The organism is Thalassobaculum sp. OXR-137 (assembly GCF_034377285.1).
Lineage (GTDB): Bacteria > Pseudomonadota > Alphaproteobacteria > Thalassobaculales > Thalassobaculaceae > Thalassobaculum.
In genome coordinates, this window is sequence record NZ_CP139715.1 from 2076958 (window position 1) to 2102509 (window position 25552).

Annotated in this window: 21 protein-coding genes and 1 tRNA gene; 9 read left to right on the top strand and 13 right to left on the bottom strand. The window is 66.5% G+C overall.

What is annotated here, in order from left to right; genetic code table 11:
• The first annotated feature begins 45 nt into the window (after positions 1–45).
• Positions 46–1236: a class I SAM-dependent rRNA methyltransferase gene (locus T8K17_RS09740; RefSeq protein WP_322334311.1), complete on the top strand. Its 1191-nt coding sequence runs from the start codon at positions 46–48 to the stop codon at positions 1234–1236.
• Between the two features lie 36 nt (positions 1237–1272).
• Here T8K17_RS09740 and T8K17_RS09745 read toward each other — a convergent pair whose 3' ends face one another.
• Both T8K17_RS09745 and T8K17_RS09750 read right to left on the bottom strand, forming a co-directional pair.
• Entirely contained in the window at positions 1273–1884 is a 612-nt protein-coding gene (locus T8K17_RS09745; protein WP_322334312.1) for a PAS domain-containing protein, read from the bottom strand.
• A gap of 119 nt (positions 1885–2003) precedes the next feature.
• Positions 2004–2630, bottom strand: a complete 627-nt coding sequence (locus tag T8K17_RS09750; protein ID WP_322334313.1) for a PAS domain-containing protein — start codon at positions 2628–2630, stop codon at positions 2004–2006.
• Between the two features lie 287 nt (positions 2631–2917).
• Between T8K17_RS09750 and T8K17_RS09755 the strand changes: the two genes are divergently transcribed.
• Positions 2918–3787: a DUF1206 domain-containing protein gene (locus T8K17_RS09755; RefSeq protein WP_322334314.1), complete on the top strand. Its 870-nt coding sequence runs from the start codon at positions 2918–2920 to the stop codon at positions 3785–3787.
• Between the two features lie 41 nt (positions 3788–3828).
• Here the strand turns inward: T8K17_RS09755 and T8K17_RS09760 are convergent, their stop codons facing one another.
• The 7 genes from T8K17_RS09760 to T8K17_RS09790 all read right to left on the bottom strand — a co-directional run bounded on the left by T8K17_RS09760 (position 3829) and on the right by T8K17_RS09790 (position 15022).
• Complete coding sequence (locus T8K17_RS09760) at positions 3829–9567, bottom strand: DUF4347 domain-containing protein (RefSeq protein WP_322334315.1); 5739 nt, start codon at positions 9565–9567, stop codon at positions 3829–3831.
• A 418-nt stretch (positions 9568–9985) separates the two neighbouring features.
• Positions 9986–10699, bottom strand: a complete 714-nt coding sequence (locus tag T8K17_RS09765; protein ID WP_322334316.1) for a phage tail protein — start codon at positions 10697–10699, stop codon at positions 9986–9988.
• A 133-nt stretch (positions 10700–10832) separates the two neighbouring features.
• Positions 10833–11771 carry an AEC family transporter gene (locus tag T8K17_RS09770; protein ID WP_322334317.1) on the bottom strand — a complete coding sequence of 313 codons (939 nt, stop codon included), beginning with the start codon at positions 11769–11771 and terminating at the stop codon, positions 10833–10835.
• A 97-nt stretch (positions 11772–11868) separates the two neighbouring features.
• Positions 11869–13191 (bottom strand): NAD(P)H-dependent oxidoreductase, encoded by a 1323-nt coding sequence (locus T8K17_RS09775; protein WP_322334318.1) that lies wholly within the window; start codon positions 13189–13191, stop codon positions 11869–11871.
• A gap of 6 nt (positions 13192–13197) precedes the next feature.
• Positions 13198–13998, bottom strand: a complete 801-nt coding sequence (locus T8K17_RS09780; RefSeq protein ID WP_322334319.1) for a phytanoyl-CoA dioxygenase family protein — start codon at positions 13996–13998, stop codon at positions 13198–13200.
• A 48-nt stretch (positions 13999–14046) separates the two neighbouring features.
• Positions 14047–14754 carry a GntR family transcriptional regulator gene (locus tag T8K17_RS09785; RefSeq protein ID WP_322334320.1) on the bottom strand — a complete coding sequence of 236 codons (708 nt, stop codon included), beginning with the start codon at positions 14752–14754 and terminating at the stop codon, positions 14047–14049.
• Between the two features lie 191 nt (positions 14755–14945).
• Positions 14946–15022 (bottom strand) — tRNA-Arg (locus T8K17_RS09790).
• Between the two features lie 230 nt (positions 15023–15252).
• Between T8K17_RS09790 and T8K17_RS09795 the strand changes: the two genes are divergently transcribed.
• On the top strand, positions 15253–15684 hold the full coding sequence (locus T8K17_RS09795; RefSeq protein ID WP_322334321.1) for a CBS domain-containing protein: 432 nt from the start codon (positions 15253–15255) through the stop codon (positions 15682–15684).
• 71 nt (positions 15685–15755) lie between these two features.
• Here T8K17_RS09795 and T8K17_RS09800 read toward each other — a convergent pair whose 3' ends face one another.
• The 4 genes from T8K17_RS09800 to T8K17_RS09815 form a co-directional block, all read right to left on the bottom strand.
• Positions 15756–16970 (bottom strand): MalY/PatB family protein, encoded by a 1215-nt coding sequence (locus T8K17_RS09800; RefSeq protein WP_322334322.1) that lies wholly within the window; start codon positions 16968–16970, stop codon positions 15756–15758.
• Between the two features lie 89 nt (positions 16971–17059).
• Complete coding sequence (locus tag T8K17_RS09805) at positions 17060–17713, bottom strand: glutathione S-transferase family protein (protein WP_322334323.1); 654 nt, start codon at positions 17711–17713, stop codon at positions 17060–17062.
• Between the two features lie 51 nt (positions 17714–17764).
• Positions 17765–18442, bottom strand: a complete 678-nt coding sequence (locus tag T8K17_RS09810; protein ID WP_322334324.1) for a DUF1524 domain-containing protein — start codon at positions 18440–18442, stop codon at positions 17765–17767.
• Positions 18443–18444: 2 nt separating this feature from the next.
• On the bottom strand, positions 18445–19392 hold the full coding sequence (locus T8K17_RS09815; RefSeq protein WP_322334325.1) for an AEC family transporter: 948 nt from the start codon (positions 19390–19392) through the stop codon (positions 18445–18447).
• A 71-nt stretch (positions 19393–19463) separates the two neighbouring features.
• On the opposite strand from T8K17_RS09815, the gene T8K17_RS09820 reads away from it, so the two are divergent.
• From T8K17_RS09820 to T8K17_RS09845, 6 genes are all read left to right on the top strand, one after another.
• Positions 19464–20288 (top strand): DUF547 domain-containing protein, encoded by an 825-nt coding sequence (locus T8K17_RS09820; protein ID WP_322334326.1) that lies wholly within the window; start codon positions 19464–19466, stop codon positions 20286–20288.
• Positions 20289–20414: 126 nt separating this feature from the next.
• Positions 20415–21431: a flagellar motor switch protein FliG gene (gene fliG / locus T8K17_RS09825; protein ID WP_322334327.1), complete on the top strand. Its 1017-nt coding sequence runs from the start codon at positions 20415–20417 to the stop codon at positions 21429–21431.
• Positions 21432–21494: 63 nt separating this feature from the next.
• Positions 21495–21857: a TraR/DksA C4-type zinc finger protein gene (locus T8K17_RS09830; RefSeq protein ID WP_322334328.1), complete on the top strand. Its 363-nt coding sequence runs from the start codon at positions 21495–21497 to the stop codon at positions 21855–21857.
• Positions 21858–21917: 60 nt separating this feature from the next.
• Positions 21918–22961, top strand: a complete 1044-nt coding sequence (locus T8K17_RS09835) for an aromatic ring-hydroxylating dioxygenase subunit alpha (RefSeq protein ID WP_322334329.1) — start codon at positions 21918–21920, stop codon at positions 22959–22961.
• Positions 22962–22968: 7 nt separating this feature from the next.
• Entirely contained in the window at positions 22969–24252 is a 1284-nt protein-coding gene (locus tag T8K17_RS09840; RefSeq protein WP_322334330.1) for an adenylate/guanylate cyclase domain-containing protein, read from the top strand.
• The gene (locus T8K17_RS09845; RefSeq protein ID WP_322334331.1) at positions 24249–25481 is read left to right on the top strand and encodes an MFS transporter; all 1233 of its coding nucleotides are present in this window, start codon (positions 24249–24251) and stop codon (positions 25479–25481) included. Before T8K17_RS09840 ends, T8K17_RS09845 begins: the two co-directional genes overlap by 4 nt.
• Positions 25482–25552 lie beyond the last annotated feature (71 nt).

Genomic DNA, 25552 nt, shown 5'->3' on the forward strand with positions numbered 1-25552 from the left:
ACAATCGGTGCCGCCCCCTGCGCGCCGTCCGTCGCGGAGACCCCCATGTCCGACAAGACCCCCATCGTTCGACTCAACAAGGGCGGAGGCGCGCGCCTGTTGCGCGGCCATCCCTGGGGCTTTTCGAACGAGATCGCGATGACGGCCGAGGCCAAGGCGCTGCCGCCGGGCACGGTGGTCATGGTGGAGACCCATGCCGGCGACGCGGTCGGTCCCGCCCATATGAACCCGCACAGCCTGATCGCCCTGCGGATGCTGGACCGCGACCCCGGCACGGCGATCGATGCCGCCTGGGTCGCCGGGCGCCTGGCATCGGCCTTGGCCTGGCGCGAGCGGCTGTTCGACACCCCCTTCTACCGGGTCGTCCATGCCGAGGCCGACGGCCTGCCCGGCCTGGTCGTCGACCGCTACGGCGATGTCGTCGTCATCCAGGCGAACTCCGCCGGGATGGACCGGATGGTGCCGATGGTCGCCGAGGCCGTGCGGCAGGTCCTGTCGCCGGCGGCCATCGTGCTGCGCAACGACAGTCCGGTTCGCAAGCTAGAGGGGCTGGGCGAGGAGGTCCGGCTGGTCGACGGCGTGGTGCCGGACCCGGCCCTGGTCTCGGAGGGCGGCGCGCTCTTCCCGCTCGACCCGATGGGCGGCCAGAAGACCGGCTGGTTCTACGACCACCGCGACAACCGCGCCTTCGTCGCCCGGCTGGCCGGTGGGGCGCGGGTGCTCGACCTCTATGCCCATACCGGCGGGTTCGGTGTCCAGGCGGCGGTCGCCGGTGCGGCGTCCGTCGACCTGATCGACCGGGCCGGGCCGGCTCTGGCGCAGGCAGAGAAGGCGGCGGAACTGAGCGGGGTGGCCGACCGAGTCACCACCCGCAAGGCCGATGCCTTCGCCGCCCTGGAGCATCTGGTCAAGACCGGCGAACAGTATGACATCGTGGTCTGCGATCCGCCGGCCTTCGCCCGCTCCAAGAAGGATGTGGGACCGGCCGCCAAGGCCTACCGCAAGCTCGCCCGCATGACCGCGCAGATCACCGCGCCGGGCGGCGTTCTCGTGCTGGCCTCGTGCTCGCACCACATGGATCCGGTCTCCTTTGCCCAGCAGAACGCGCGCGGCCTCGGCGATGCGGAGCGCCAGGGTCGGCTGCTGCGGTCGGCGGGTGCCGGACCGGATCACCCGGTCCATGCCCATCTGCCGGAGAGCGCCTATCTGAAGGCCATGGTCTTCGCCTTGGACTGAGCGGTTTGCGGGAGGCGGCGGGGCGGTCTTCCCGCCCTAGCGTGTCCTGTGTCCGCCGTCGGCCGGCGGCCAATTCACCCAGTGGCCGTCCTCGTAGGTGCTGCAGTGGAACAGGCTGCCGGCATCGAGTTCGACCAGACGCTGTTCGCGGTCGGTCAGCGCCGCCCGTTCATAGAACCGCAGGACGCCGAACAGCATGCTGATGGATCCGTCCTCGGTCGGCCGCAGCGGCAGCAGCAGCCGTTGGAAAGCCACGTAGCGGTCGGCCGGCTTTGACAGGCTGCCGCGGTAATAGAACGGCAGGCCGAGTTCCAGGCAGGTGTCGAACATCCGTCGCCGCGCGTGATAGACGGCGTTGGACAGCAGCTCGTCCATGAAGCGGCCCTTGGGCTCGAAGCCGAACTCGTCGGTGAGCCGGGTTCCGGCGATCACGCTCCTGTAGCGGCCGTCGCGCCATTCCTGCAGGAAGAACCAAGGCAGGACCTGCGTCGGCAGGGTGAGCATGTCGATCTGCGCGCGCACCGGGATGCGGTCGGCGGCCGAGGAACTGGCGCAAAGTTCGAGCCAATGGTCGAACAGATCGGCGCAAAGCCCATCCGGTGCGATCCCGGCGCTCTTTAGTTCACCGGGGAAGCCGGTTTCTGACAACGACCCGCTCCATGAAATCACAACTGATGGGAGAGACTGCGTCTCGGTCTACTGGAAGGTGTTGGAGCAGGGTGTCCCCAGCTCCGTCGGTATCCTTCGCTAGAAAAGTTAACGACTCCTTAACGCGATTGTGGAGGGGCGGCGACGGCCAGCGGCTGCCCGGTCCAGTCGTCCCAGTGGCCGGAGACGAAAATGCGCTGGAACACCAATCCGTTGCCGGTATCGGGGGGCTGCATGCCGGATGAAGGGGCAGGGAGCGATCCATCGCTTAATTCCTGGGAGGTAATAAATTCCATTGCGCCACAGACGAGGTCGATTTCGCCACGGGGCGCGCTGCGCAGGGGAAGTAGGATCCTTCGAAAGGCGATGTGGTCCCGCCGCTCGGCGGCGAGAGTCGCGCCATAGTAGACTGGACATCCTCGGTCTGTACACAATTCAAACAGTTTTTTGCGGGCGGGATATTTCTCCGGACGCATAAGTTGGTCGAGATACTTACCGGTGGTTTCAGTGCCCATGTTGTCGACCAGGGCGGTGGCGGCCAGCCGGACGAAGTAGCGGTTGCCGCGGCGCTCGATCAGGAAAAAGTTTCCGGCGACGGACTTGGGCAGGGTGAGCAGGTCGATCTGGTCGCGGACCGGAATTCCGAGGGAGGCCTCGCCGGCGCGTGCGAGGGACTGCCAGTGCTCGAAGATCTGGCCGCAAAGGCCCTCCGGCCCGGCCGTGTCGGGACCGTCAGGGGCGCCCATGCCGGCCCCCGAAGCATGCCTGCCGGCGATGGGCGGCCTGATGGTCCCGGCCATCGGCGCCGAGTGTCGGCCGAGAGGATGGCCGGGCGGAAAGTAAGTCTTCCCGAGCCTTACCGTTTGAGGGCGAGAACGCGTCCATGGGGCAGACCGGCAGGTTACCGCTGATGCTGTCAACCTGAAGGTGTCAGGGTAAACATATCCTTAACATGCCGGTAACGGGGCCTGCGCCGCCGCCCGCGGGGCAGGCCGCTTCGCCGGCCGGACGAAATGGCATGGGAGCGGCAACCGTGACGGCCGCTCATGCGTTCTCCTTGCTGAACCATGGCATGGAGAACCCTATGGACCGGGTCTACCGATTGGAGACTTTCGGGCGCATAGGATTTGCCGCCCACGGAATCGTGTACCTGCTGGTCGGCTGGTTTGCAGTCCGATCCGCGATGGGGCTCGGTAGTCCCACGGACACCAAGGGGGCGCTGCACAGCCTTGTCGGCGGTCCTTTCGGCTGGGCGATGCTCGGCGCCATGGCGCTCGGTCTGTTGAGCTATGCGCTCTTCCGTCTGGTGGAGGCCCTGCTCGACCTGAACGACCATGGCCGCGATGCCCGGGGCATGCTGGCCCGCCTGGGCCGGATCGTCAGCGCGCTGATCCATATCGGTCTCGCCGGGTATGCCGCCGCGCTGGCGATCGGCATGACCATGTCGGGCGGTGGCATGAAGGGCTGGACGGCGTGGCTGATGCAGCAACCCTACGGTCCCTGGATGGTGATGGCCGCCGGCGCGATCGTATTCGGGGTCGCGGTGTTTCAGGCCAAATCCGCGTGGTCTGCGGATTTCATGGACGATCTCTCGATCTCCGGCGATAAGCGAAAGACGGCGAAGGTCGTCGGTTGCGCCGGGCGGGCGGCCCGGGCTTTCGCTTTCGCCCTGGTCGCGGTCTTCCTGGTGAGCGCCGGCTGGAACGTCGACGCGAGCAAGGCCGGCGGGCTGGCCGACGCGCTGCGGGAGCTCCAGCAGCAGCCCTACGGGCCCTGGCTGCTCGGCGTCGTGGCGGTCGGCTTCGTCCTGTTCGGTCTGTCGAGCTTCGTTGAAGCGGCCTATCGGCGGATCGCCGACGAGAACGTCATCAACCGTCTCCGCGATCAGGCCACCGGCCACTGAGACAGCCGCCTGGCGCGCCTGCCGCCGACCGCGGTCGGAGTCTAGAAGAACCCGAAATAGTTTTCCGTCAGGTCGGCGGTATGGATGCCGATGAGGCGAACATGCTGGCCGCCGAGATCGATCACCGCGTCGCCTTCCGCATTGTCGGTCGCCCGCGCGATTAGATCGGCGGCCGAGGAGATCGCCTGGCCGTTGACATGGGTGCGGATCATCAGCATGTCGCCGGCCGCCACGTCGAAATCGGCCACCACGTCGAAGCCGTTGCCGTTATCGATGTAGATCTTGTCCGCGCCGCTGCCGGTATAGATCCAGTCGACCCCTTCGCCGCCGTAGAATGCGTCGTCGCCGGCGCCGCCGCCGAGTACGTCGATCGACGTCCCGTCGCCGCCCTGCTCGCTCGACAGACCGCCATACAGCGTGTCGTTGCCGTCGCCGCCGATCAGGGTGTCGGCCCCCTTGTTGCCGTAGAGCAGATCGTCCCCCTGGTTGCCGTGAACCAGATCCGCCTGCTGGCCGCCATAGAGGCTGTCAGCGTCCTGGCCGCCATACAGGGTGTCGGCGCCCCGGTTGCCGTAGACCACGTCATTGGCCTGGTTGCCGTAGACGACGTCGTCGTTCTGCCCGCCATAGACCGCGTCGTTCTCGGTTCCGCCGAGAACCCTGTCGTTACCTTCATTGCCGTACAGGAAGTCCCGGCCGCTGCCGGACCCGATCGTGTCCGCGCCGGCGCCGCCGAACAGGGTGTCGTCGCCGACGCCGAGCGAGATGAACTGACTGTTGTCGTCGCCGGTCACGTAGTTGTCGCCGGCCCCGCCGGTTACCGTGGACGAGCCCATGACGGAGGCGAACTCAATATTGTCGAGCTGCAGGGTGGACCCGGACGGCAGGGAGCGCAGGTCGATGACGAAGGCCTCCGACTGGCTGCCGCCGCTGGTGCCGGTGATGACGATCGGACTGCTGAGGGAGGACGATGTGGTGGTCGGCACGATCGTCCGCACGTCCAGGGTGGTGGTCTCTGACAGCCTGGTCAGGAACGTCTGCGCACCCGATACCAGCCCCGTCTCAGCCGTCGATCCGCGGGCCTGGATCGAGGTCACCAGGGTCGTCAGCGCATTCTGCGGGGTCTGGGCGGTGGTCGGCCCTTCCGAGGTGATCGTCGTCTGCGGCGGCAGGGTGGCGGTAACCACATTGCCGTTGTTATTGGTGTTCTGAACGATCGCGGCCGAGCCCGAGGCTGTGCCGTTGTTCGTGATGGTTTGGGCTGTCGACGTCGCACCGCCGCCTGGCTGGACCGTGGGCGTACTAGGCGCGACGACGATGGTCGGCGTACCGCTGCCGGTGTCTCCACCGCCACCAGATGAGGGGGCGATCAGCGTGATCGTGGTATTGCCGGCTGCGAAAACCGCGTTGAACGTGCCGCTCGCCGACGTTATGCCGGTGAGCGTGGTCTCGACGCTGCCGCTGATGTCGATCGTGCCGCTTGCGGTCGTGCCGTTCAGAGCCGACAGATCCTTGCCGGTGACCACGATGCTGTCGCCCGCCGCGAAGTCGGAGATCGTGTCGCCGTTGAAATCGGCCGCACTTCCGGAGAAGGTATCGGTCCCGTCGCCGCCGGCAAGCGTGTCGAACCCGCTTCCGCCGCTGACTATGTCGTTCCCGGCGCCGCCGCTTACGGCGTCCGCGCCGCCCGCGCCGATCACCGTGTCGTCGCCGGCACCGCCGTCGAGGGTGTCGCCCCCGGCACTTCCGGAGACAGACTGACTGCCGGTGGAGCCCGTCACCACGAAGTGATCTTGCCCGCTGTCGCCGGCGGTCAGGGTTTTGCCGGCGGCCTGGGCAGCCGTCAGGGTGATCGTCTGCGCACCGGCATCCGCCGCGGTCGCCAAGGTCTCGATGGGGGTGATGTTTGCGGTGGTGATCGATCCCGTTGCTGACAGGGTCACCGTCTCGGTCGCGGCCGCCGTCGTGGTGCCGGTGAAGCCGTTGAGTTGCGCCGCCGTCATTGTGACGGACGCGTCGTTGTCGAGCGTCAGGTTTTCGAAATTGCTGACCGTCGCGCCGGAGAGGTTGTCGCCGGTATCGAGGATCAGTGTATCGGAGCCCCCGGCTCCGCCGTTCAACGTGCCGGTCAGCGTGTCGATCGACGTGCTCGACTGTACCGTCTGGTTCGCGCCGGCACTGCCGGTCACGTTCTGCCCCGCGGCCCCAAGTGTGAACGTGAAGGCGGCGTCGAGGGTATAGGTCTCGATATCCGCATCGCCGGTGACGGTGCCGTCGCCGTTGGCCGCGTTTAGCGTAATTCCTTCCGTCCCGCTGTTGCCGTTGATGGTCGTGAAGCCGTCGTGCTGGCTCTCCGACATCGTGGCGGTCGCGTTTGCCGACAGGGTGACGGTCTCGAACGAGGTCAGCGTGAAGCCGGTCGTGGTCAGGTCGCTGCCGTCAGCCAGAATGACGGTGTCCGTTCCGTTCCCGCCATTCGCCACGGAAGTGCTGCTGATGTGGCTCGCGCTGGCGATGGTCAGCGTGTCGTCGGTGGCGCCGAAGGTCGAGGCCGGGTTGAGACTGGTCCCGTTGGTCGTATTGAACCCGGCAGCCGTCGTGGTCGCCGAAACGCTGGGGCTGGCGAAGGTGATCAGCGTGTTGCCGTTGGAATCCGCGACGGAGGAAATCGTCAAGGTGCTGGTCAGATTGGACACCGTTCCAATGCTGACCTCCGGCGAGGCGAAGGTTGTGGCGTTGGTGTCGATTTCCAGATTGGTGCCGTTGAACCGGACATTGGACGTCGACAGGCCGGTGACGCCGGTGAGCAGGATGGAATCCGATGTGGTCAGGTCGGTGACCGTGTCCCCGTTTAGATCGCTGACGCTGCCGGTGAAGACATCGGCGTCGTCGCCGCCGGTCAGTCTGTCCGCGCCGGCGCCGCCGCCGAGCGTGTCCGCACCGGCGCCGCCGTCCAGCGTGTCGGTTCCGGCGCTGCCCGTGACGCTCTGGGCGCCGGTCGCGCCGGTGACGACGAAATGGTCGTTGCCGGTATCCGCCGCGGTCAGCGTCTTGCCGGCGGCGATCGAGGCGGCGAGCGTGATGGTCTCCGACCCACCGCTGGCGGTGGAGAGGGTTTCGATGGCGCCGAGGTTGGAGCCGCTGATGGTTCCGGTGGCGCTCAGGATCACCGTCTCGGAGCCGGCGCCGGTGACGGTGCCGCTGAAGCCGTTCAGTTGACCCGCCGTCATGGTGACGGACGCACCGCTGGCGAGGGTCAGGTCCTCGATATTGGTGATCGTCGCGCCGGAGATATTGGCGCCGCTGCCGAGCGACAGGATGTCGTTGACCGTACCCTCGCCGGTCAGCGTGCCGGCGAGGGTCAGGGTTCCGGTATCGAATGTCACCGCATCGCTGGTCGAGGTGGCGCTGACGCTGTGGCCCGCACTGTTCACCGTGACGGTACGGGTGTTGGTGCTGTCGTCGCCGACTGTGTAGTTCTCGATGGCACTGGCCGTGGAGAGAGTGCCGTCGCCCGACAGCGTCACCGTCTCGCTGCCTCCGGCGGTGATTATTCCGGCGGCGAAAGTGTTGAACTGCGACAGGCTCATCGTCACCGACGCATTGCCGGCCAATGTCAGGTTCTCGACCCCCGATATGGCGGCACCGGAGAAGTTGGTTCCGGTGGTCGCCTGGATGACATCGGTGCCGGCACCGCCCGAGAGCGTCCCGGTATAGGTCAGGCCCTGGAAGGTGATGGTGTCGTTGCCGGTCGAGCCGGTGATGTTCTGCGCGCCGCCGGCGACCGTGACCGCGTTGGCGACTCCCAGGACATAGTTCTCCACCGCCGTCTGCGTCTGGAAGCCGTTGGTGTATGCCGAGATCGTGATGGTATCGTTGCCCGTCGCGGTGACCGAGGAGAACGCATCGTGCTGCGCTTCCGTCATGGTCACCGACGCACCGCCGGTGAGCGTCAGGGTCTCGAAACCGCTCACGGTGGCGCCGGCGATGTTGGCACCGGTGCCGAGCTGAAGGATATCGGTGCCGGTGCCGCCGCTCAGGGTACCGGTCGCGGTGAGGGTTCCGACATTGACTGTGTCGGCCCCGGTGCTGCCGGTGACGTTCTGGCTGGCGGCGCCCAGGGTGAAGGCGATCCCGGCGGCATTGAGGACGTAGGTCTCGACTGCCGCGTTGCCGGTTGTGCTCGTGTCGCCGCCAGTCGCCGAGAAGGTGATCTGGTCGGCGCCTCCTCCCCCCGTCATGCTGGAGAAGCCGTCGTGCTGGGCCACCGTCATGGTGACGGAGGGGCTGTTGGTGAGGCTTAGAATCTCGAAATTGCTGACCGTGGCATCGGCGATGTTCACGTTGGTGTTCAGCAGCAGTCTGTCGCTACCTCCCGCACCGCCATTCAAGATGCCGCTCAGAGCGCTGATGCCGCTGCCGACCCTCACGGTCTGATCGGCAGCATCGCTCCCGGTCACGTTCTGGCCGGCCGTTCCGATCGAGAACGTGAACGCCCCGTTGAGGGTGAAGGACTCGATATTGGCACTGCCGATCACCGTCCCGTCGCCATTTGCCGAAGACAGGACGATCGTCTCCGTCCCGGTATTGCCGTTGACGGTCGTGAACGCCTCGTACTGGGTCTCCGACATCGTCGCGGTGGCGTTGGCAGCCAGCGTCAGCGTTTCGAACGAGGTCAGGGTGAAGCCAGCGGTGGAGAGGTCGCTGCCGTTGGCCAGGATGAGCGTGTCCGTGCCGCCGCCGCCGTTCGCCACGGACGTGCTGGTGATATGGCTGGCATCGGCAACCGTCAGGGTGTCGTCGGCACTGCCAAAGGTGGAGGCTGGTGTCAGGTTGGTGCCGTTCGTGGTGTTGAACCCGGCCGCATTCGTCGTCGCGTTGACATTGGCGACGGTGAAGGTGATCTGATCGACCCCGGCAAAGTAGTTCCCGCCCCCGGAATAGGACACCGTGATCGTGGTGATGCCGGTCCAATCGGCGGGGCTGAGGTCCGTGTGAAAGTTTGAAACGCTTGTCTCAAGCACCTGAGCGGGGGTACCCGCAGAGGGCGTGAGGACATAGTTTCCGCCTGTGTTGGCGGGATTGCTGGCCTCCCAATAGGCCAAAGCCGTTACGGTCACCGGTGCACTGAAGGTCAGTGTCATCGTGCCGTTCACGACGGTGGTGCTGTCCAGGAAATTGCCGGATACGCCGCCGGTGCTGCTTGTCGACAGGTTCCCGCCGTCCGAGCGGGTCGCGGTCAGGGTGACGCCGCTGACCGTCTGCGTCAGGGTCGCGGTTCCCGATCCCGTTACCGATTCAAAATCGAAGACCGCAAGCCGATATGGGTAGGAGTCGAGTGCTTCGGCTCTGAACACCGATGCAAGAACCGGCAGGCCGTCCCACCCCGCGGTGCCGCCAAGGTCAGCGGAGGCTGCGGAGACCGTCACGCCCAGAGCCGTCTCGAGAGTATCCACGAATTCTGCGCCGTCCGGGCCCGCTCCTGTCGCACACGAGGCCAGAACGAGGTCGGCGTCCGGTGTTAGCGCCGCCCTGATGCTTGCGAGGGCCTCTTCGCTGTCGCGCAGGGCGGCGCGGTCGAGGCGCTTGCCTGAGAGTTCTATGACTCCCGGCGAACCGTGCGCCAGAACGACGAGACGCTCCACATTGCGTCTGCTCGAGAGGATTGACGCAATTTCCCAAAGCGGATCGCCGATGCCGCGCAGCAGGTGACATGTATCGTCTGGACGCAGGCCGGATAACAGAATTTCAGCGCGGTCTATCCGCCGATCGATGAACACGATCGTATTCTGCTTGCGAATCAATGTCTGACCCCGGATCGCTCAAGGGAAGTGCTAAGAGATGGATGCTATCTAAAGTTTATAGTGCGACCTAACGAGCGCGTGTCAATCAATTAAGCAGAGTATAGTTGTATTCTTATAAAGCATTCAATTTCATGAACCTGGTTACCAAAATAAATTAAGAAAAATTGCAATCTGGAGTTCATAATTTAAGAAATTAAAGTTAATCATGCAATCATAACTGGATATTCCGATGCCAATCGGATGCTGGAGTGGGGTCACCGATCAAATTGGTGCGCTTGACCGCTTTGATCGCTGGTTTCATGGTTGATCTCGATCTGGAAAAGTCAGGTCCGTGGCCGCGACGACGGAGCGGCCGCCTCGCAGTTCGACGAAGCGGCCTTCTCCCCCCCCTGGCTTAGGTGCGCGGCGGATAGATTCCTTCCGTGGCGATGCAGAATTTCAGCCCCATAACCGGGCCCTGGATATTGAACGGTTCGGAACTGCCGGTGTCGCCTATATCAACGGTTCCCCCAGCGCTTTCGCCGCCCTCAATGGTCAGGCCGCCGAGCTCAACCAGTTGCGCGCCCAGGCCGCCGGTGCCGAATATCGAGGTGCCGCCGCCGCCCGAAATGAAGCTTCCCGTCGCCGGAGTGTCCGTGCTGGCTCTGGCGGTGTAGGCCATGAGGGTACCCGTCGCGCCGGTTCCTGCCTCGGCGGTGAATTCCGCAGCGTGATCATGCTGAGCAAGCTCCTCACCTGTCAGCGTATGAGTTTCAGCCCCACGCCATTGCCCCAGCTGAATGGAAGTTAGTCCCGGACCCGTTCCGACCCCGATCGGCGCACGGCCCCGCATATCCGGATATGCGAACGAGGTGCGGCAGTCACCACCCCAAGTGCAGCCGAGCAGCGAGAAGAGGGCGCTGTTCTCCGAAATCGCGATCAGTTGCCCTTCCATGCTCGCATAGCCGCGGGGACAGAACGATGCCGCCGTTATGCACACGGAGCCGATATAGACCGAGTCGCCGGGACCGCATGAAGCTTTGGCCTCGTTGGGGAACGCCGCTGCTACGGCAACGCAGCAGACGGCCAGGGTTTCTCTGATCCGCCCAGAAAAGTGTTTCAGTGTCATAGGGATCTCCCGAACTGTGTGACGGGACGAATATTATGTTATTCAACGCAACGTAACTACTAAAAAGTGTTTTTTAAAAAATATTACCATTAAAAATACGTATCCAGCGAGGTTGCATTGAGGTCTGGAAGGATCAGGACAAATCCCCCGCTATGTAGAACAGGGCGGAGAGCGTCAGGAGGCTCAGGGTCGTCGTGACGAGAATTCCGGTCGAGGTCCGGGCCACATAGATCCGGTAGCGCTGCACCAGCACGAAGAGATTGGCGCCCGTCGGCAGGGCGGCCATGAGGACGCAGATCATGAAGACCCTCGGCTGGTCGCTCAGCAGCCAGGTGGCGAAGATCCAGGTCAGGGCCGGGTGGACCAGGAGCTTGAGGACCGTCATCGAGGCAACTTCCGCGCGGCCTTCGCTCAGCGGCAGGCCGACCAGCGACAGGCCGATGGCGAACAGCGCGCAGGGTCCCGCCGCCGCGCCGAGGATGTTGCCGTAGGTCTGCACCGACGTCGGAACCGGCAGCCCCGCGAGCGCCCATAGGAACCCGACGACCGGGGCGACCAGGATCGGACTCTTGCACACGGCACCCGCGACCTTGCGCAGCGCTGCGAGGCCCGAGCCGCTGTGCCGGTCGGTCTCGATCACCGCGGTCAGCACGGCGATGTTCAGGGCGGCGTTGACGATGGTGGCGATGATGGCCGGCGGCAGGGCGGCCTCGCCATAGGCGGTGAGCACCAGCGGGATGCCCATATAGCCGACATTGCCGTAGATCCCGACCGTGCCATGGGTCGCCGCCTCGGAGAGCGATACTTTGAAGAAGGTCTTGGCGACCACGAAGCCGATGAGAAGGGTGCTGATCTGGCCGAGCAGGTAGGCCGCCAGGAACGGGCCGTTCAGCACGGTGGCGGTATCGATCTTCGCCATGGCGATGAACAGCAGCACCGGTAGGGCGAAATAGAACACGAAGCCGTTCAGCGCTTCGCTGCTGTCGCGGCCGAGGAGCTTGCGCCAGCCGGCCAGATAGCCGGTCAGGATCAGTCCGAAGACCGGGAGGACGACGTTGACGATGGAATTCACGAGCCTGGATCCGTTGGTGGGTTGGGGCGGAATATCGATATGCCTCGCCCCAACCCTCATGCGGATACAGGCTCTGGCGTGAAGGGTCAGGCGGCGCCTATGCCGCCATTCCCTCCAGACCGAACCGGCGTTCCATGTCGCGGCGGATGCGGATCGCGTCGCTGTCCGCATCCGTCTCGACGTCCGACCAGCGGATGGGCTGGCCGCTACCGATGTCGTTCTTCAGTCTGACGTTATGGGCGAGGCCGATGGGCAGGCCGCCGATCTTCAGCGAGGTCTCCGCCGGATAGAGCTTGCCCCAGACGGTGAAGCCGCCCTCGCCGTCCAGCATCTCGCCGGCCTTCAGCGGGCGCTTGGCCGTTGCCACCACATCGCCGCGGAACCCTTGTGTCGCACCGGTCGGCCGCTTCAGGATCGCCGCCGACAGGATCGACACGTTGAGCTCCAGCCCGATCAGGTGGAACGGCTTGTACATCGCCGAATAGCGGCCGCTGGCGTCGGTGTTCATGCCGTATTGCCGGAAGCAGGCGGCGGCATAGTCGTTCGGCGCCTCGATCACCACGTAGACGCCCCAGCGCAGGTCCTTGAACACCGGCCGGCCGTCCCGCTCCAGGGAGGAGACCACCTCCACCTGCCCCTTGGCGGCGAGCTGGCCGCCCTCAGATATGGGGCGGAGCACATGAGCGAGGTCATCCATCCCGGCCGGTGGGAACATCAGCCCGTCCGGTGGCGGGGTAAGGCCGGTCGCATTGGCGATCGCCGCCATCTCCAGCGCCGATTTGGTGCCGTCGAGGAAGCTGTTGAACATCTGGCTGTTCATGCCCGCGGCCTTGGCCTGCTCGCCGGTCAGCCCGTAATGGTCCCAGACCGTGTCGGGGGTGGAGGCGTGGTAGGACGGCAGGAACTTGGTGCCCTTGCCGGCGGCGATCACCTCGAAGCCGGTGGAGCGCGCCCACTCGACCATCTCGCAGGTGAGGGCAGGCTGGTCGCCATAGGCCATGGAATAGACCACGCCGGCCTGGCGCGCCTCCTCGGCCAGGAGCGGCCCCGCCAGCACGTCCGCCTCCACATTGACCATCACGATATGGACACCGTTGCGGATCGCCTCGCGGGCGTGGACCAGGCCGACCGACGGCACGCCGGTGGCTTCCACGACCACCTCGGCGGTGCCCGACGCGATCAGCGTGCGGGCATCGTCCTCGAAGGTCGTCTTGGCGATGAGATCGTCGGGCCAGCCGACCGCGCGGCAGGCGGCCCGGGCCCGGTCGGGCGACAGGTCGGCGATCCAGACGACCTCGAGCCCCGGGGTGGTCGGGACCTGGGATAGGAACATGGAGCCGAACTTGCCGGCACCGATCAGGCCGACACGCACGGGCGTGCCGGCCTGGGCGCGGGCCAGGAGGTCCTGATAGATGTACATCGTCGCTTATTCCGCCGCCTGGAGCTGGCCGGCGACCAGCTCGTCGAAGCAGTCGTCCTCCAGCGCGGTGATCGGCGTGAAGTCGCGATGGGCGATCCACTCGTCGCGCTTGAAGGCGCGGATGTGGTTGTCCACGTGGCACAGCGACAGGTAGACGATGGTGCGGCCGAGCGGCGAGATGTTCGGCGGGCTCGCATGCACCAGCAGCGAGGAGAACAGCAGCACGCTGCCGGCGGGACCGGTCGGCGCAACGCAGCCGCCCTTTTCCGCCAGGGCCGATACGGTGGCGCGGTCCAGGGTCCAAAGCGGGTAGGAGGTGGTTTCCAGGTCGTGCCCGGCCTCGACCACGCCCTGCTTGTGGCTGCCCGGAATGAACAGCAGCGGGCCGTTGGCGGCGGTGACGTCGTCCAGGAACACCGCGATGTTCATCGCCCGCGGCTCCGGCATCTCGTCGTCGCGCGCCCAGGTGCCGTAATCCTGGTGCCATTGCCAGACATCGCCGTCGAAGGCGGCCTTCGCGTTGATCTTGAACTGATGCATGTAGACCGATCCGTCGAGGATCTGCTGCACGGGCTCGACTAGGCGGGGATGGGAGCCGAGACGACGGAACGTCTCGTTATAGGTATGGGCGGCGAAGGCGGTGCGGGCGACGCCGGATTTCTCGCGCCAGACCTCCTTGCGGTCCATCGCGTAGATCTTGTCGGCCTCCTGCTTCATCAGCGCGGCTTCCTGCGGCGTGAACTTGCCGGGGAAGAACAGGTAGCCCTCTTCGTCGAATGTCTTGAGGTCTTCGGTGCTCAGTTTCATGACGTTTCCTTCCTTGCTGGCTTTTTGGTTCTTGGCGGTTCGCCGGTCTTAGGGCCGGCTCAGTCGTTGATGGGTCAGCTCGCCGGTGCGTTCGGCATGGTCGGCGGCGAGGCTGCCGGCCTTGGCCGGATCGCCGCTGAGGATCGCCTCGGCGATCGCCGCGTGCTCGTCCCAGATCGCGTCGCGCCCCTTGCTGTCCTCCAGCACCACGCGCATGGAACGGACCATATGCGGCCAGAAACCGGCGGCGGTGCGTTCGATCTCGTCGTTGCCGGAGAGCGCGTGGATCGCCTGGTGGAAGGCGAGATCGGCCTTCACCAGGGCGTCGATCTCGCCGCCGGCGCAGGCCTCCCGGCCGTCCTCGATCAGCCGCTCGAAACGCTTGGCGGGATTTTCCACCGGGTCGCGCCCGGCCGTCGCCAGTCTGTCCGTCGCCAGTCTGTCCGTCGCTAGTCTGGCCGTCGCCAGCCGGGCGGCGAGCCGGTCGATGGCGCCGCGCACCTGGTACAGGGCGAGCAGCCGGTCCGGATCGATCGGCGCCACCATCTGGCCCTTGCGGCCGCGGTCGACCACCAGCCCCTCGCGCCGCAGCAGCACCAGGGCATGGCTGACCGGCTGGCGGCTCACCCCGAGCCGCTCGGCCAGATCCTCCTGGGCCAGCGGCGTTCCCGGCGCCAGATCCATCGCCATGATGGCTTCGCGGATGGCGTGATGCGCCTGGGCGGTGAGATCGGGCTTGCTCGCCAGAGCGTCCATGGGGGAGCCATTAATTGTGTTCTGAATTCAGAACACGGAACGACAGCACGAACCGAATGTCAATCCCACTCCGCTGCCGTCGCCGGCAGGCATTGGTTGGGGGCTGGAACAGGATGGGATCGTCGCCAACCGCTCTCCGCATGGGGCCGGACACCGTCATTTCGGCCCGGTACGGTGCGCGGAGGTTGGAATGGTGTCCCCGACAGGATTCGAACCTGTGACCCCCAGATTAGGAATCTGGTGCTCTATCCAGCTGAGCTACGAGGACAGCCGGTGTTCTTCTACCCCAGGCCGGCCGGCGGTTCCACCGTCGAGGCGCTTGCCAGAGGCGGCAATCGGGCGGATCATGGGATCAAGGCCCGGCCTAAGGGCACATGCGACGGGATCGGGCCGTTCTAGCCGCCTCGGAACGGGCGCGGCCGAGCATTGACCAGGACGACCCGACGTTCCGCAAGGCCGCCGGACCGGCCCGCCCGCTTCGCCAAGCGGGAGGTTGAAATGCTTGTTTCCGATATCCTGAAGACCAAGGGCAACAATGTGGTCACGGTCGCGCCGGATACCCCGGTGGGTGCGGCCGTCGCCACGCTCGCCGAGATGCGGATCGGCTGCATCGTCGTCACCACCGACGGCGGTGCGCTCGCTGGCATCCTGTCGGAACGCGACGTGGTGCGGGTGCTGGCCCAGCAGGGCGGCGACGTGCTCGATGAGCCGGTCAGCGCGCTGATGACCGCCAAGGTGATCACCTGCGCGCCGACCCAGACCATCGCCGACGTCATGGAGATGATGACCAAGGGCCGGTTCCGGCACGTCCCCGTGCTGGAGGACGGACGGCTGGCCGGAATGGTGTCGATCGGCGACGTGGTCAAGTTCCGCCTGGAGGAAACCGAGGAGGAGGTCCGCCAACTCGCCGCCTACGTCGCCGGCGGCTGAGGGTTTCGACGCTCAGATACAGACCGTCCGGCGGCCTCCGCCGGACGGTCGTGCGCTGGTGCGCTCCGGCGTCAGAGACCGCGGGCGCGGACCGCGTCGCGGATGCGGACGAGGGCCTCGTCCAGGGTGCTGCGCGGGCAGGCGAGGTTGATGCGCTCGAAGCCTTCGCCCTCCGCGCCGAAGATGTAGCCCTCGTCGAAATAGACCTTGGCCTCGTTCAGCATCAGGTCCTCCAGCGCATCCTTGTCCAGGCCGAGCGCCCGACAGTCGAACCACTGCAGATAGGTGCCCTGGGGCCGGATCGCGCGGATCTGCGGCACTTCCTGACCGAAGAAGGCGATCAGCCGGTCGGCGTTGCCGGCGACATAGGCCATCACCCCGTCGAGCCAGTCGGACGCTCCGCGATAGGCGGCGATGGTCGCGGCGATGCCGAACGGGTTCATGCCCGGCAGGGTGTGGATCGCGTAGGTCTCGGCGAATGTCTCGCGCAGGGCCGGGTTGGGAATGAAGATGTTGGAGGTGTGCAGCCCGGCGAGATTGAAGGTCTTGGACGGCGCGGTGCAGACGATGGTGTTCTGGGCCGCCACGTCGCCCAGGGTGGCGAAGGGCGTGAAGGTCTCGCCCGGCAGCATCAGGTCGCCATGAATCTCGTCGGCGACCACGATCACGCCGTTTCGGGCGCAGATCTCGGCGACGGCGGTGAGTTCCTCGGCGGTCCAGACCCGGCCGATCGGGTTGTGCGGCGAGCACAGGATCAGCAGCTTCGCCTTCGGGTCCTTGGCCTTCGCCTCCAGGTCCTCCAGGTCCATGCGATAGGCGCCGTCCTCCAGGATCAGCGAGTTGGAGACCACCTCGCAGCCGTTGTTGGTGGTCACCCGGAAGAACGGATAATAGACTGGCCGCTGGACGATGACCTTGTCGCCGGGCTGGGTGAAGGCGCGGACCACCACGTTCAGGGTCGGCACCACACCGGGCGCGGTGATCAGCCAGTCGCCCTGGGCGTCCCAGCCCTGCCGGGTGCGGAACCAGCCGCAGACCGCGTCCACATAATCGTCGGTCTTGGCCGAATAGCCGAAGATGCCGTGGGCGGCGAGGTCGCCCAGCGCCTTGGTCACCGCCGGCGGGCAGCGGAAATCCATGTCGGCCACCCACATCGGCAGCACCCGGTCGTCGCCGTGATGCCGGTACGTCTTGTCCCAGGCCGCGAAGCCGCCGTGGTTGTGGTAGTCCCATTTGACCGAATGGGTGTTCTCGCGGTCGATGATCTCGTCGAAGTCGAACGGCATGCGGGGCGTCCTCGGGGCAGGTCGGATCTGGACGGTAGAGGACCATACTCCTCCGCCGAACTGAAGCGACCAATGGCGACCGAGACGGCTTATCGCGCCCGGGCGGCGTCGGCGGCGGCGAAATGGGCGAGCTGGTCGCCATGGGCCTTGATGAACGAGGGCCGGGTGGTGGCCCGGGCGACGTAGGCGCGGCAGACCGGATGCTCGGCCAAGCCGTCGAACATATCGGTCACACGCAGCACATCGGCCATCAGGATATCGGCGACGGAAAAACTGCGCCCCAGCCATTCCCGATCGCCCAGCACGGTCTCCATGTGCTTCAGGCGCCCGGCGATGAACGTGTCCATGAGCTGGCGGCCCGGCGTTTGCGTCGTATCGCCGGTGAACTTGTAGAGAATCCAGGGCTGGACGGCCGCCTCGACCGAGTTGAGGGCGGCGAACACCCATTGGACGGTCGTGCTGCGGGCGTCGGGGTCGTTCGGCAGGAGCGTGTCACTCAACCCGCCCAGGTGCAGCAGGATGGCCCCGGTCTCGAAGATCGAGAGCTGGCCGTCGGTGAGCCAGGGAACCTGTCCGAAGGGCTGATGGGCGAAGTGCTCGGGCCGGCGATCCTCGAACGGCACGGTCGCGACCCGATAGGACAGCCCGGCCTCCTCCAGCGCCCAGCGAACGCGCAGGTCCCGCACGAAGCCGCGCGGCGGCTCGGGAACCCAGTCGAACGTCGTGAGGATCAGGTCGCCCATGTCCGATCGTTCCTTCCCTGATGGGGCGCCCATTTCTGCGGATGTGTCGGTTTACGGACCGATGGGCTTGCCCAGCAGTCTGCAGGTGTTCAGCACCGCGTCAATCCACCAGCCCTCCAGTAGATCCTCCTCCAGCTCCCAGCGCTGCTTGGTGGCGCGCCAGCGGGCGGCATAGGGACACCAGTAGCCATGGGCGGGGGGCATCCAGGACAGTGGGTCGCCGTCGCCCTTCGATCGGTTGGCGCTCCGGTCGACGGCGATCAGCGTGTCCGGGTGGGACAGATCGTTGGCATAGGCCACGCGCCGGGCGGCGTCCCAGCGGTGCGCGCCGGAGCGGTGCGCCTCCGACAGCGGCACCCGGTGATCGACGTCGAGGTCGCCCGGATCGGTGAAGGTCGCGCCGGTGAACGGGTCGTACCAGCGGCCTGCGACGACCTTGCAGCCGTCGGGGCTCAGGGTCGGCCGGTCGAGGCTTTCGGCGATCAGCACTTCCTGGCGGGTGTCCCGGCAATTGCCGTCGTCATCGTTCCAATGCCGGTAGAGCTCTCGGTCGAACGGCTCGTCCACCGGATAGAACAGTTCCGACTGGCGCAGGCCGGCGGTGGCGGCGACCAGGGCGGCGATCACCACGGCCCAGCGCGACCACCGGCCTGTCCGGCGTCTCCAGAAGCCGGTGCGCTGGTGGTTGGCGGCCTTGCGGGAGTGGGGGCGAGCCTGCCGGCGGGCCATGCTCAGACCCCGATGGGCGGATAAAGGATCAGCAGCCCGGTCACCGTCAGCAGCGACAGGCCGGTCGCGGCCAGGATGGCAGCCGAGGCGGCGGTGACCGAGATGCCGTAGTGCTGGGCGAAGACATAGACGTTCGCGCCCACCGGGCAGGCGGCGAAGATCACCGCGGCTTGCACCCAGAACGGATCGGCGCCGACCACATAGGCGAGGATCACGAAGGTGAGCGCCGGGTGCACGAACAGCTTGAACAGCACCATCATCGCCGCCGGTCCGACGCTGCCGGCGACGCGGCGATAGGCCAGGGTGGCGCCCAGCGCGAACAGGGCGGAGGGCGGTCCCGCCTGGCCGATAAAGCCGAAGCTCTTGTCGATCAGGTCGGGCACCGGCAGGCCGGCGATGCCCCACAGGATGCCGATCAGGGTCGACATCAGGATCGGATTCTTCAGCATGGCCCGCAGCGACAGGCGCACCGCCCGCCATCCGCCGCCCGGCCGGTCGCTGCCTCGGGCGATTTCCAGCATCATGGTGACGATGCTGAACAGCAGCACGTCGAGAGTGAACAGCAGCACGGCCGCGGTGGCGCCCTTCTCACCGAACAGGCCGAACAACAGCGGCAGGGCGAGCAGCACCCCGTTCGAGAAGCAGGACCCGAAGCCCTGCATGGTCATCTCGGCGAAGCGCTGGCGGAACAGCAATCCGCCGAGCACCGCACTGGCGGTGAAGACCAGCACCTCGCTGTAGAAGAAGCCGGCCACGAAGGACCATTCGCCGATCGACGTGACATCGGTCTTCGCCATCAGCCGGAACAGCATGGGCGGCATGGCGAAGGTGAAGACGAAGGCGTTGAGGCCGCGTACCCATTCCTCCGCAAGCACGCGGGTCTTGCCGGCGATGAAGCCGGCGAAGATCACGGCGAACAGAGGGACGACGGCGTTGAGGATGGCATCCAAGCGTCGGCTCCCGGGGAAGACGCGCCATCTAGCGATGGTGGCGCGGGCGCGTCAACGCGTAGACTGTGCCCATGCCGAGTGTCGTCACCCGTCGAACGCTGATTGCCGCCCTAGCCGGTCTTCCCGCCGCCTGCGCCGGCGGGCCGGGACCGGAGATCTGGCGGCGTCACGATCCGCTGTCGCTGCGGGTGGTCGACCATCGGGTCTGGCAGGTCTTCCTAGACCGCAACACCCGGGACTGGCCGGACGGAATCACCAGGGTCGACTATGCCCGGGTGTCGACCGCCGATCGCGAACTGCTGGAGGCGTATATCCGCGAGCAGTCGGCCCTGCCGGTGGCCTCGCTCGCCCGGCGCGAGCAGCTTGCGTTCTGGCTGAACATGCACAACGCCCTGGTGGTGCGGCTGGTCCTCGACCATCTGATCGTCGGCAGTCCGGACGAGATCGAGACCGGCGGCCTGTTCAGCCGGGGCCCCTGGGATGTGCCGCTGACCCGGGTGGAGGGGCGGGAGGTCTCGCTCGCGGGGATCCGGCGGGAGGTTCTGGCCCCGGTCTTTCACGACCCGCGCTGGCATTACGGCCTGTGCGACGGGACCCTCGGCGCGCCGAGCCTGCAGCGCGGGGCCTTCGTCGGCGCCGATGTGGACCGGCGGCTGGAGGATGCGGCCATCGACTATATCGCGCACCCGCGGGCGGTGGACGTGCCGGCGGATCGCCCCGGGGTGGTCCGCCTGAACGCTCTCTGGCGGCGCCACATGGCGGATTTCGGCGGGTCGCTTCAGGCCGTCTTCGCCAGCATCGACCTGTATGCGGAGGCCAGCCTGAGAGCCGTTCTCGCGCGCCGTCCGGAGGTGGTCTGGATGGACGACCGGCGACTGAACAATTTTCAAGTCTAGCGGGCGTCCTGCGTCGACAGTCAAGGTTAATTTGGTATATGTACCCGTCGCCACTAGGGTTTTACTCTAGGAGCATCGAAATGAACCCGATTTCGAACGGAAGCCGCGGCAGGGGCCGGAGGGATCATGCGCGTTCGTGAGGATTACCGCAGCATCAACGGCCCGGAAAAGGCCGCCATCCTGCTGATGTCACTCGGCGAGCATCAGGCTGCCGCCCTGTTCGCCCAGATGGACGACGAGGAGATCAAGGAGATCTCCCAGGTGATGGCCGGCCTCGGGACAGTCTCTTCAAATATCGTCGAAAGGTTGTTCGTCGAATTCGCCGAGCAGGTGTCCTCCACCGGCTCGCTGGTCGGCTCGCTGGACAGTACCGAGCGTCTGCTGACCAAGGTACTCGGCGAGGATCGCGTCGCCGACATCATGGAGGAGATCCGCGGCCCGGCGGGTCGCACCATGTGGGACAAGCTCGCCAACGTGAACGAGAACGTTCTGGCGAACTATCTGAAGAACGAGTACCCGCAGACCGTCGCCGTCATTCTCGGCAAGATCAGCCAGGCGCACGCCGCCAAGGTGCTGGCGACCCTGCCGGAGAACTTCGCCATGGAAGTCGTCATGCGCATGCTGCGCATGGAGGCGGTGAACAAGGAAATCGAGCGCGACGTGGAGCGGGTGCTGCGCACCGAGTTCATGTCCAACCTGGCGCGCACCAACCGGCGCGACAGCCACGAGATGATGGCGGAGATCTTCAACAGCCTGGACCGCGCCACCGAGAGCCGGTTCCTGTCCGCTCTGGAAGAGCGCAACAAGGACAGCGCGGAGAAGATCCGCTCGCTGATGTTCACCTTCGAGGATTTGAGCCGCCTCGACCCGGCGGGCGTCCAGACCCTGCTGCGGGCGGTGGACAAGGACAAGATGACGATCGCGCTCAAGGGTGCGTCGGAGGAGCTGCGCGACCTGTTCTTCTCCAACATGTCGGAACGCGCCGGCAAGCTGCTGCGCGAGGACATGCAGGCGATGGGGCCGATCCGGCTCAAGGACGTGGAGGACGCCCAGACCGCCATGGTGCAGTCGGCCAAGGATCTGGCCGACCGCGGCGAGATCGTGCTGGGCGGGTCCGGCGGGGACGACCAACTGGTCTACTGATCCGCTTGGGTCCAAGCGGGGGAATCGTTAGGACAATCGGGCCATCGGGTGCATCATCGCCGCATGAGCCCCATGCAAGAACTGCAGTTCGACACGGATGACGACGACGCTGTTCGTCACGTGCTGACTGAACGCCGCGCCGAGATCGAAGCCCTGATGGCCGGATCCAAGGAGGCGCGCGGGGCGGTGGAGCTCGATCAGAGCCGGGTCGGACGCCTGTCGCGCATGGACGCGATCCAGGACCAGGCCATGGCGCTGGAGACCGACCGCCGGCGGACCCTGGAACTTCAGCGCATCGGCTCGGCCCTCAAGCGTCTCGCCGCCGGCGAGTACGGAAGTTGCGTGCGCTGCGGCGAGGAAATCGAGGCCGCCCGGCTCGGCAGCGATCCCGCCGCCACGATCTGCATGGACTGCGCCGACAGCTGATCCCGCGCTGCGGTCATCAACCGCGTTGCCTCTGTCCGACCGCGGTGGCAGTGTCCCGTCATGGCGATAGACGGCAACGAATTTCTCCGCGACATCTGGTACTTCGCGATGCCTTCGGCGGCGCTGAAGCCGGGTGAGATGTGCGACAAGACCCTGCTCGAGGAGCCGCTGGTCTTCGCGCGGACGTCCGAGGGCGCGGTGTTCGCCCTGCGCGACATCTGCCCGCACCGGGGCATCCCCCTGTCGGACGGCTGGTTCGACGGCAAGGAGGTGGAGTGCTGCTATCACGGCTGGCGCTTCGCCCCGAACGGCCACTGCACCTGCATCCCGTCGCTGACCGACGACCAGGAGATGGACGTGGACGCGATCCGCGTGCGGCCCTATCCGGTTGAGGAACGCGGCGGCGGGATCTGGGTCTACATGTCCTCCGACCCGCGAGGCCGCACCGAGCCGAAGGTGGCCCCGCCCGATCTGCCGGAGGTCACCGCCCTCGGCCCCGGCCTGACCGAGCGGATGATCTTCCCCAGCCATATCGACCATGCGGTCATCGGCCTGATGGACCCGGCGCACGGACCCTTCGTGCACCAGAGCTGGTGGTGGCGCAGCAAGCGCTCGATCCACGAGAAGGCCAAGCGCTTCGGGCCGGCCGAGTACGGCTTCGCCATGCTGCGCCACCAGCCGTCGAGCAACTCCGCCGCCTACAAGCTGCTGGGCGGCACCCCGACCACGGAGATCCGCTTCCGCCTGCCGGGCATCCGGATCGAGGATATCGAGGTCGGCGACAAGCGGGTCTGCAACCTGACCACGGTCACCCCGATCGACCGGCAGACGACCGAAATCCATCACATGATGTACTGGAACGTCGGCTGGGCCGGGGCGCTGAAGCCGATTCTGCGGGTCTTCGCCCGCAAGTTCCTGGGCCAGGACCGCGACGTGGTGGTCAAGCAGCAGCGCGGGCTGAAATACGACCCGAACCTGATGCTCATCAACGACGCGGACATGCAGGCCAAGTGGTACTACCGCCTGAAGAAATCCTACGCCGGCTGGACCGAGGGCGCGTTCGAGAACCCGGTGCGGGAAACCACGCTGCGCTGGCGGAGCTGACCGGAACGTGAGCACGACCGCCGAGGTCCTGCGCGACCGCGAGGCGAAGGGCGTCGCCCTGTTCATCACCCTGGAGATCGTCGGCCTCGCCGCCCTCACCGCCGGCATCCTGCTGTTCGTGTCCCGGGCCATGCCGCTGTCGGTGCTGGCGGTCTCGCTGCCGGGCATTCTCGTGCTGGCCGGGCTTCTGTTTCGGGTACGCCGTCGGCGGTGGGTGACCCGGGCCGGTCTGGTGGCCGTCCTGGTGTCGATCCTCGCCACCGGGCCGTTCGTGTTTCTGGAGTGGGAGGGAACCGGAACCGCCGCCGCCTATCTGGCGAAGACCGGTTATCCCATGGGCCTGATCCTGCTGGTTCTGACCGCCACGACCCTCCAGCCGATCTATCCCGCCATCGTCACGGTTCTGCTGGCGCTGTTCCACGGGCTCCTGATCGGTCTCGCTCTGGACGATCCGAGCACCGTGCTTGCGACTCTCGCCACCTGGCAGGAGCATGTGATGGGACCGGCCCTGCATCTAGGCCGGACGGCGAACGAGATGGCCTTCCTGCTGGCCACCGGCGCGATCGTCACCTTCTCCACCTGGATCGCCCGGCGCACGGTCATGTCCGCCGCCCGTCTGGAACAGGCGGCGGGGCAACTCAGCCGGTACTTCTCGCCGGAGGTGGCGGAGCGCGTGGCGACGGCCGATCCCGACTTCCTGCGTCCGGGCGGCAGCCTGCGCTTCGTCGCGGTGCTGGTGTCCGATATCGGCGGCTTCACCGCTCTGTCCGCCTCAATCGGGCCGGACGCGACCATGCGGTTTCTGGCCGACTACCAGAAGCGGATGACCGAGGTGATCTTCCGTAACGGCGGCTCGGTCGACAAGTTCATCGGCGACGGCATCCTCGCCACCTTCGGGGCCACCGGGACGATGCCCTCGCCCTGCGAGCGCGCAGTCGCCACCGCCCAGGGAATGATGGCGGCGCTGCACGACCTGAACGCCGACCGCGCCGCCGCCGGCGAGCCGCCGGTCACCCACCGCATCGGCGTGCACGCCGGCGAGGCGATGGTCGGCAATGTCGGCAGCGAGGACCGACTTGAGTTCACGGTGATCGGCGACGTGGTCAATCTGACGAACCGGATCGAGCAGGCCTGCAAGCAGACCGGCGATGCGGTGCTGCTGTCGCGCGCCGTGCTGGAGGCCTGTCCCGACGTGACGGGGACGTCCCGCGGGTGCGTGCCGCTTCCCGGCGTCGAGACGCCGCCGGAGCTCTTCGCCCTGACGCCTCCGGCCGACCGGGAGACCGCATGACGTCCCTGCGCCTGATCGCCCTGGATTGGCGGCTGTTGGCGTTCGGCTTTCTGATGTCGTTCTCCTCCAGCTTCGGACAGACCTACTTCATCTCCCTGTTCTCCGCCGAATTCCGGGAGGCGTTCGACCTCACCCATGGTGGGTTCGGCAGCCTCTATTCGGCGGCGACGCTGACCAGCGGGATCCTGCTGCTCTGGGCAGGAGGGCTGATCGACCGGTTCGACCTGCGGCTGTTCGGCGCTTTCGTGCTGGTCGGCATCGCCGCGGCCTCCGCCTTCGCCTCGGCGACGGCCGGGCCGGCGACCCTGGTGGTCGTGCTCTTTCTGCTGCGATTCTTCGGCCAGGGGCTGGCGAGCCACACGGCGGTCACAGCCGTCGCCCGGTATGCGGAGCCCGGGGTGCGCGGCCGGTCGGTCAGCCTCGCCGCGCTCGGCTTTCCGGTCGGCGAGGCGATCTGGCCGACCGCGGCGGTCGCGCTGATCGCGCTGATCGGCTGGCGCTGGACCTATGGCGCGGCCGGGCTTCTGGCGCTGCTGGTGTTCCTGCCGGTCGCCATGGTCCTGCTGGCGACCCACGGACGGCGCCACGCCGACCTGATGGCGAAGACGGTCGACGACGGGACCGATGGCGGGCTGCGTCAATGGACCCGCGGGGAGGTGATGCGCGATCCCACATTCCTGTGGTCGCTGACGGCGGTGCTGGCGCCCTCCTTCATCGTCACCGGCATCCTGTTCCACCAGGTCCATCTGACGGAAACCAAGGGGTGGGATCTGTCGGTCTTCGCGACCGGCTACGTCGCCTACGCCGCCTGTCAGATCGCCGTCGCCCTGGTCACCGGTCCGGCCATCGACCGGATCGGCGCCCGCCGCGTGGCCCGGGTCTATCTGGCGCCCATGGTGATCGGGCTGGTGCTGCTCGGCGTGTCGGACACGGTCTGGTCCGGCCTGATCTTTCTCGCCATGTGCGGGGCGACGTCGGGTGCGTCCTCGACCCTGCTCGGCACCTTGTGGGCGGAGATCTACGGCGTTCGGCATCTGGGGGCGATCCGCGCGCTGGTGACGGCCTGCTCGGTGGTCTCCAGCGCCCTGTCGCCGGCGCTCATGGGCTGGGGCCTAGATGCGGGGATCGCCATCGACGCGATCGCCCTGGCTTGCGCCGTCTACGTGGTCCTGGGCATCGGCGTCCTCTGGGTGCTGTTCACCCGCCGCGGGATCGCCTCCGGCCGATAGACTCCGGCAGATATCCCATTGCCAAACCGACCCCCGAGCCGCTCTCATCCCGGCTCTTTTCTGTTTCGGAG

Bases quoted from the DNA above. Each gene is read 5' to 3' on its own strand.
- T8K17_RS09740 (WP_322334311.1), top strand. From the start codon at position 46: ATGTCCGACAAGACCCCCATCGTTCGACTCAACAAGGGCGGAGGCGCG.
- T8K17_RS09750 (WP_322334313.1), bottom strand. From the start codon at position 2,630: ATGGGCGCCCCTGACGGTCCCGACACGGCCGGGCCGGAGGGCCTTTGC.
- T8K17_RS09765 (WP_322334316.1), bottom strand. From the start codon at position 10,699: ATGACACTGAAACACTTTTCTGGGCGGATCAGAGAAACCCTGGCCGTC.
- T8K17_RS09775 (WP_322334318.1), bottom strand. From the start codon at position 13,191: ATGTACATCTATCAGGACCTCCTGGCCCGCGCCCAGGCCGGCACGCCC.
- T8K17_RS09780 (WP_322334319.1), bottom strand. From the start codon at position 13,998: ATGAAACTGAGCACCGAAGACCTCAAGACATTCGACGAAGAGGGCTAC.
- T8K17_RS09785 (WP_322334320.1), bottom strand. From the start codon at position 14,754: ATGGACGCTCTGGCGAGCAAGCCCGATCTCACCGCCCAGGCGCATCAC.
- T8K17_RS09795 (WP_322334321.1), top strand. From the start codon at position 15,253: ATGCTTGTTTCCGATATCCTGAAGACCAAGGGCAACAATGTGGTCACG.
- T8K17_RS09800 (WP_322334322.1), bottom strand. From the start codon at position 16,970: ATGCCGTTCGACTTCGACGAGATCATCGACCGCGAGAACACCCATTCG.
- T8K17_RS09805 (WP_322334323.1), bottom strand. From the start codon at position 17,713: ATGGGCGACCTGATCCTCACGACGTTCGACTGGGTTCCCGAGCCGCCG.
- T8K17_RS09810 (WP_322334324.1), bottom strand. From the start codon at position 18,442: ATGGCCCGCCGGCAGGCTCGCCCCCACTCCCGCAAGGCCGCCAACCAC.
- T8K17_RS09820 (WP_322334326.1), top strand. From the start codon at position 19,464: ATGCCGAGTGTCGTCACCCGTCGAACGCTGATTGCCGCCCTAGCCGGT.
- fliG (WP_322334327.1), top strand. From the start codon at position 20,415: ATGCGCGTTCGTGAGGATTACCGCAGCATCAACGGCCCGGAAAAGGCC.
- T8K17_RS09830 (WP_322334328.1), top strand. From the start codon at position 21,495: ATGAGCCCCATGCAAGAACTGCAGTTCGACACGGATGACGACGACGCT.
- T8K17_RS09835 (WP_322334329.1), top strand. From the start codon at position 21,918: ATGGCGATAGACGGCAACGAATTTCTCCGCGACATCTGGTACTTCGCG.
- T8K17_RS09845 (WP_322334331.1), top strand. From the start codon at position 24,249: ATGACGTCCCTGCGCCTGATCGCCCTGGATTGGCGGCTGTTGGCGTTC.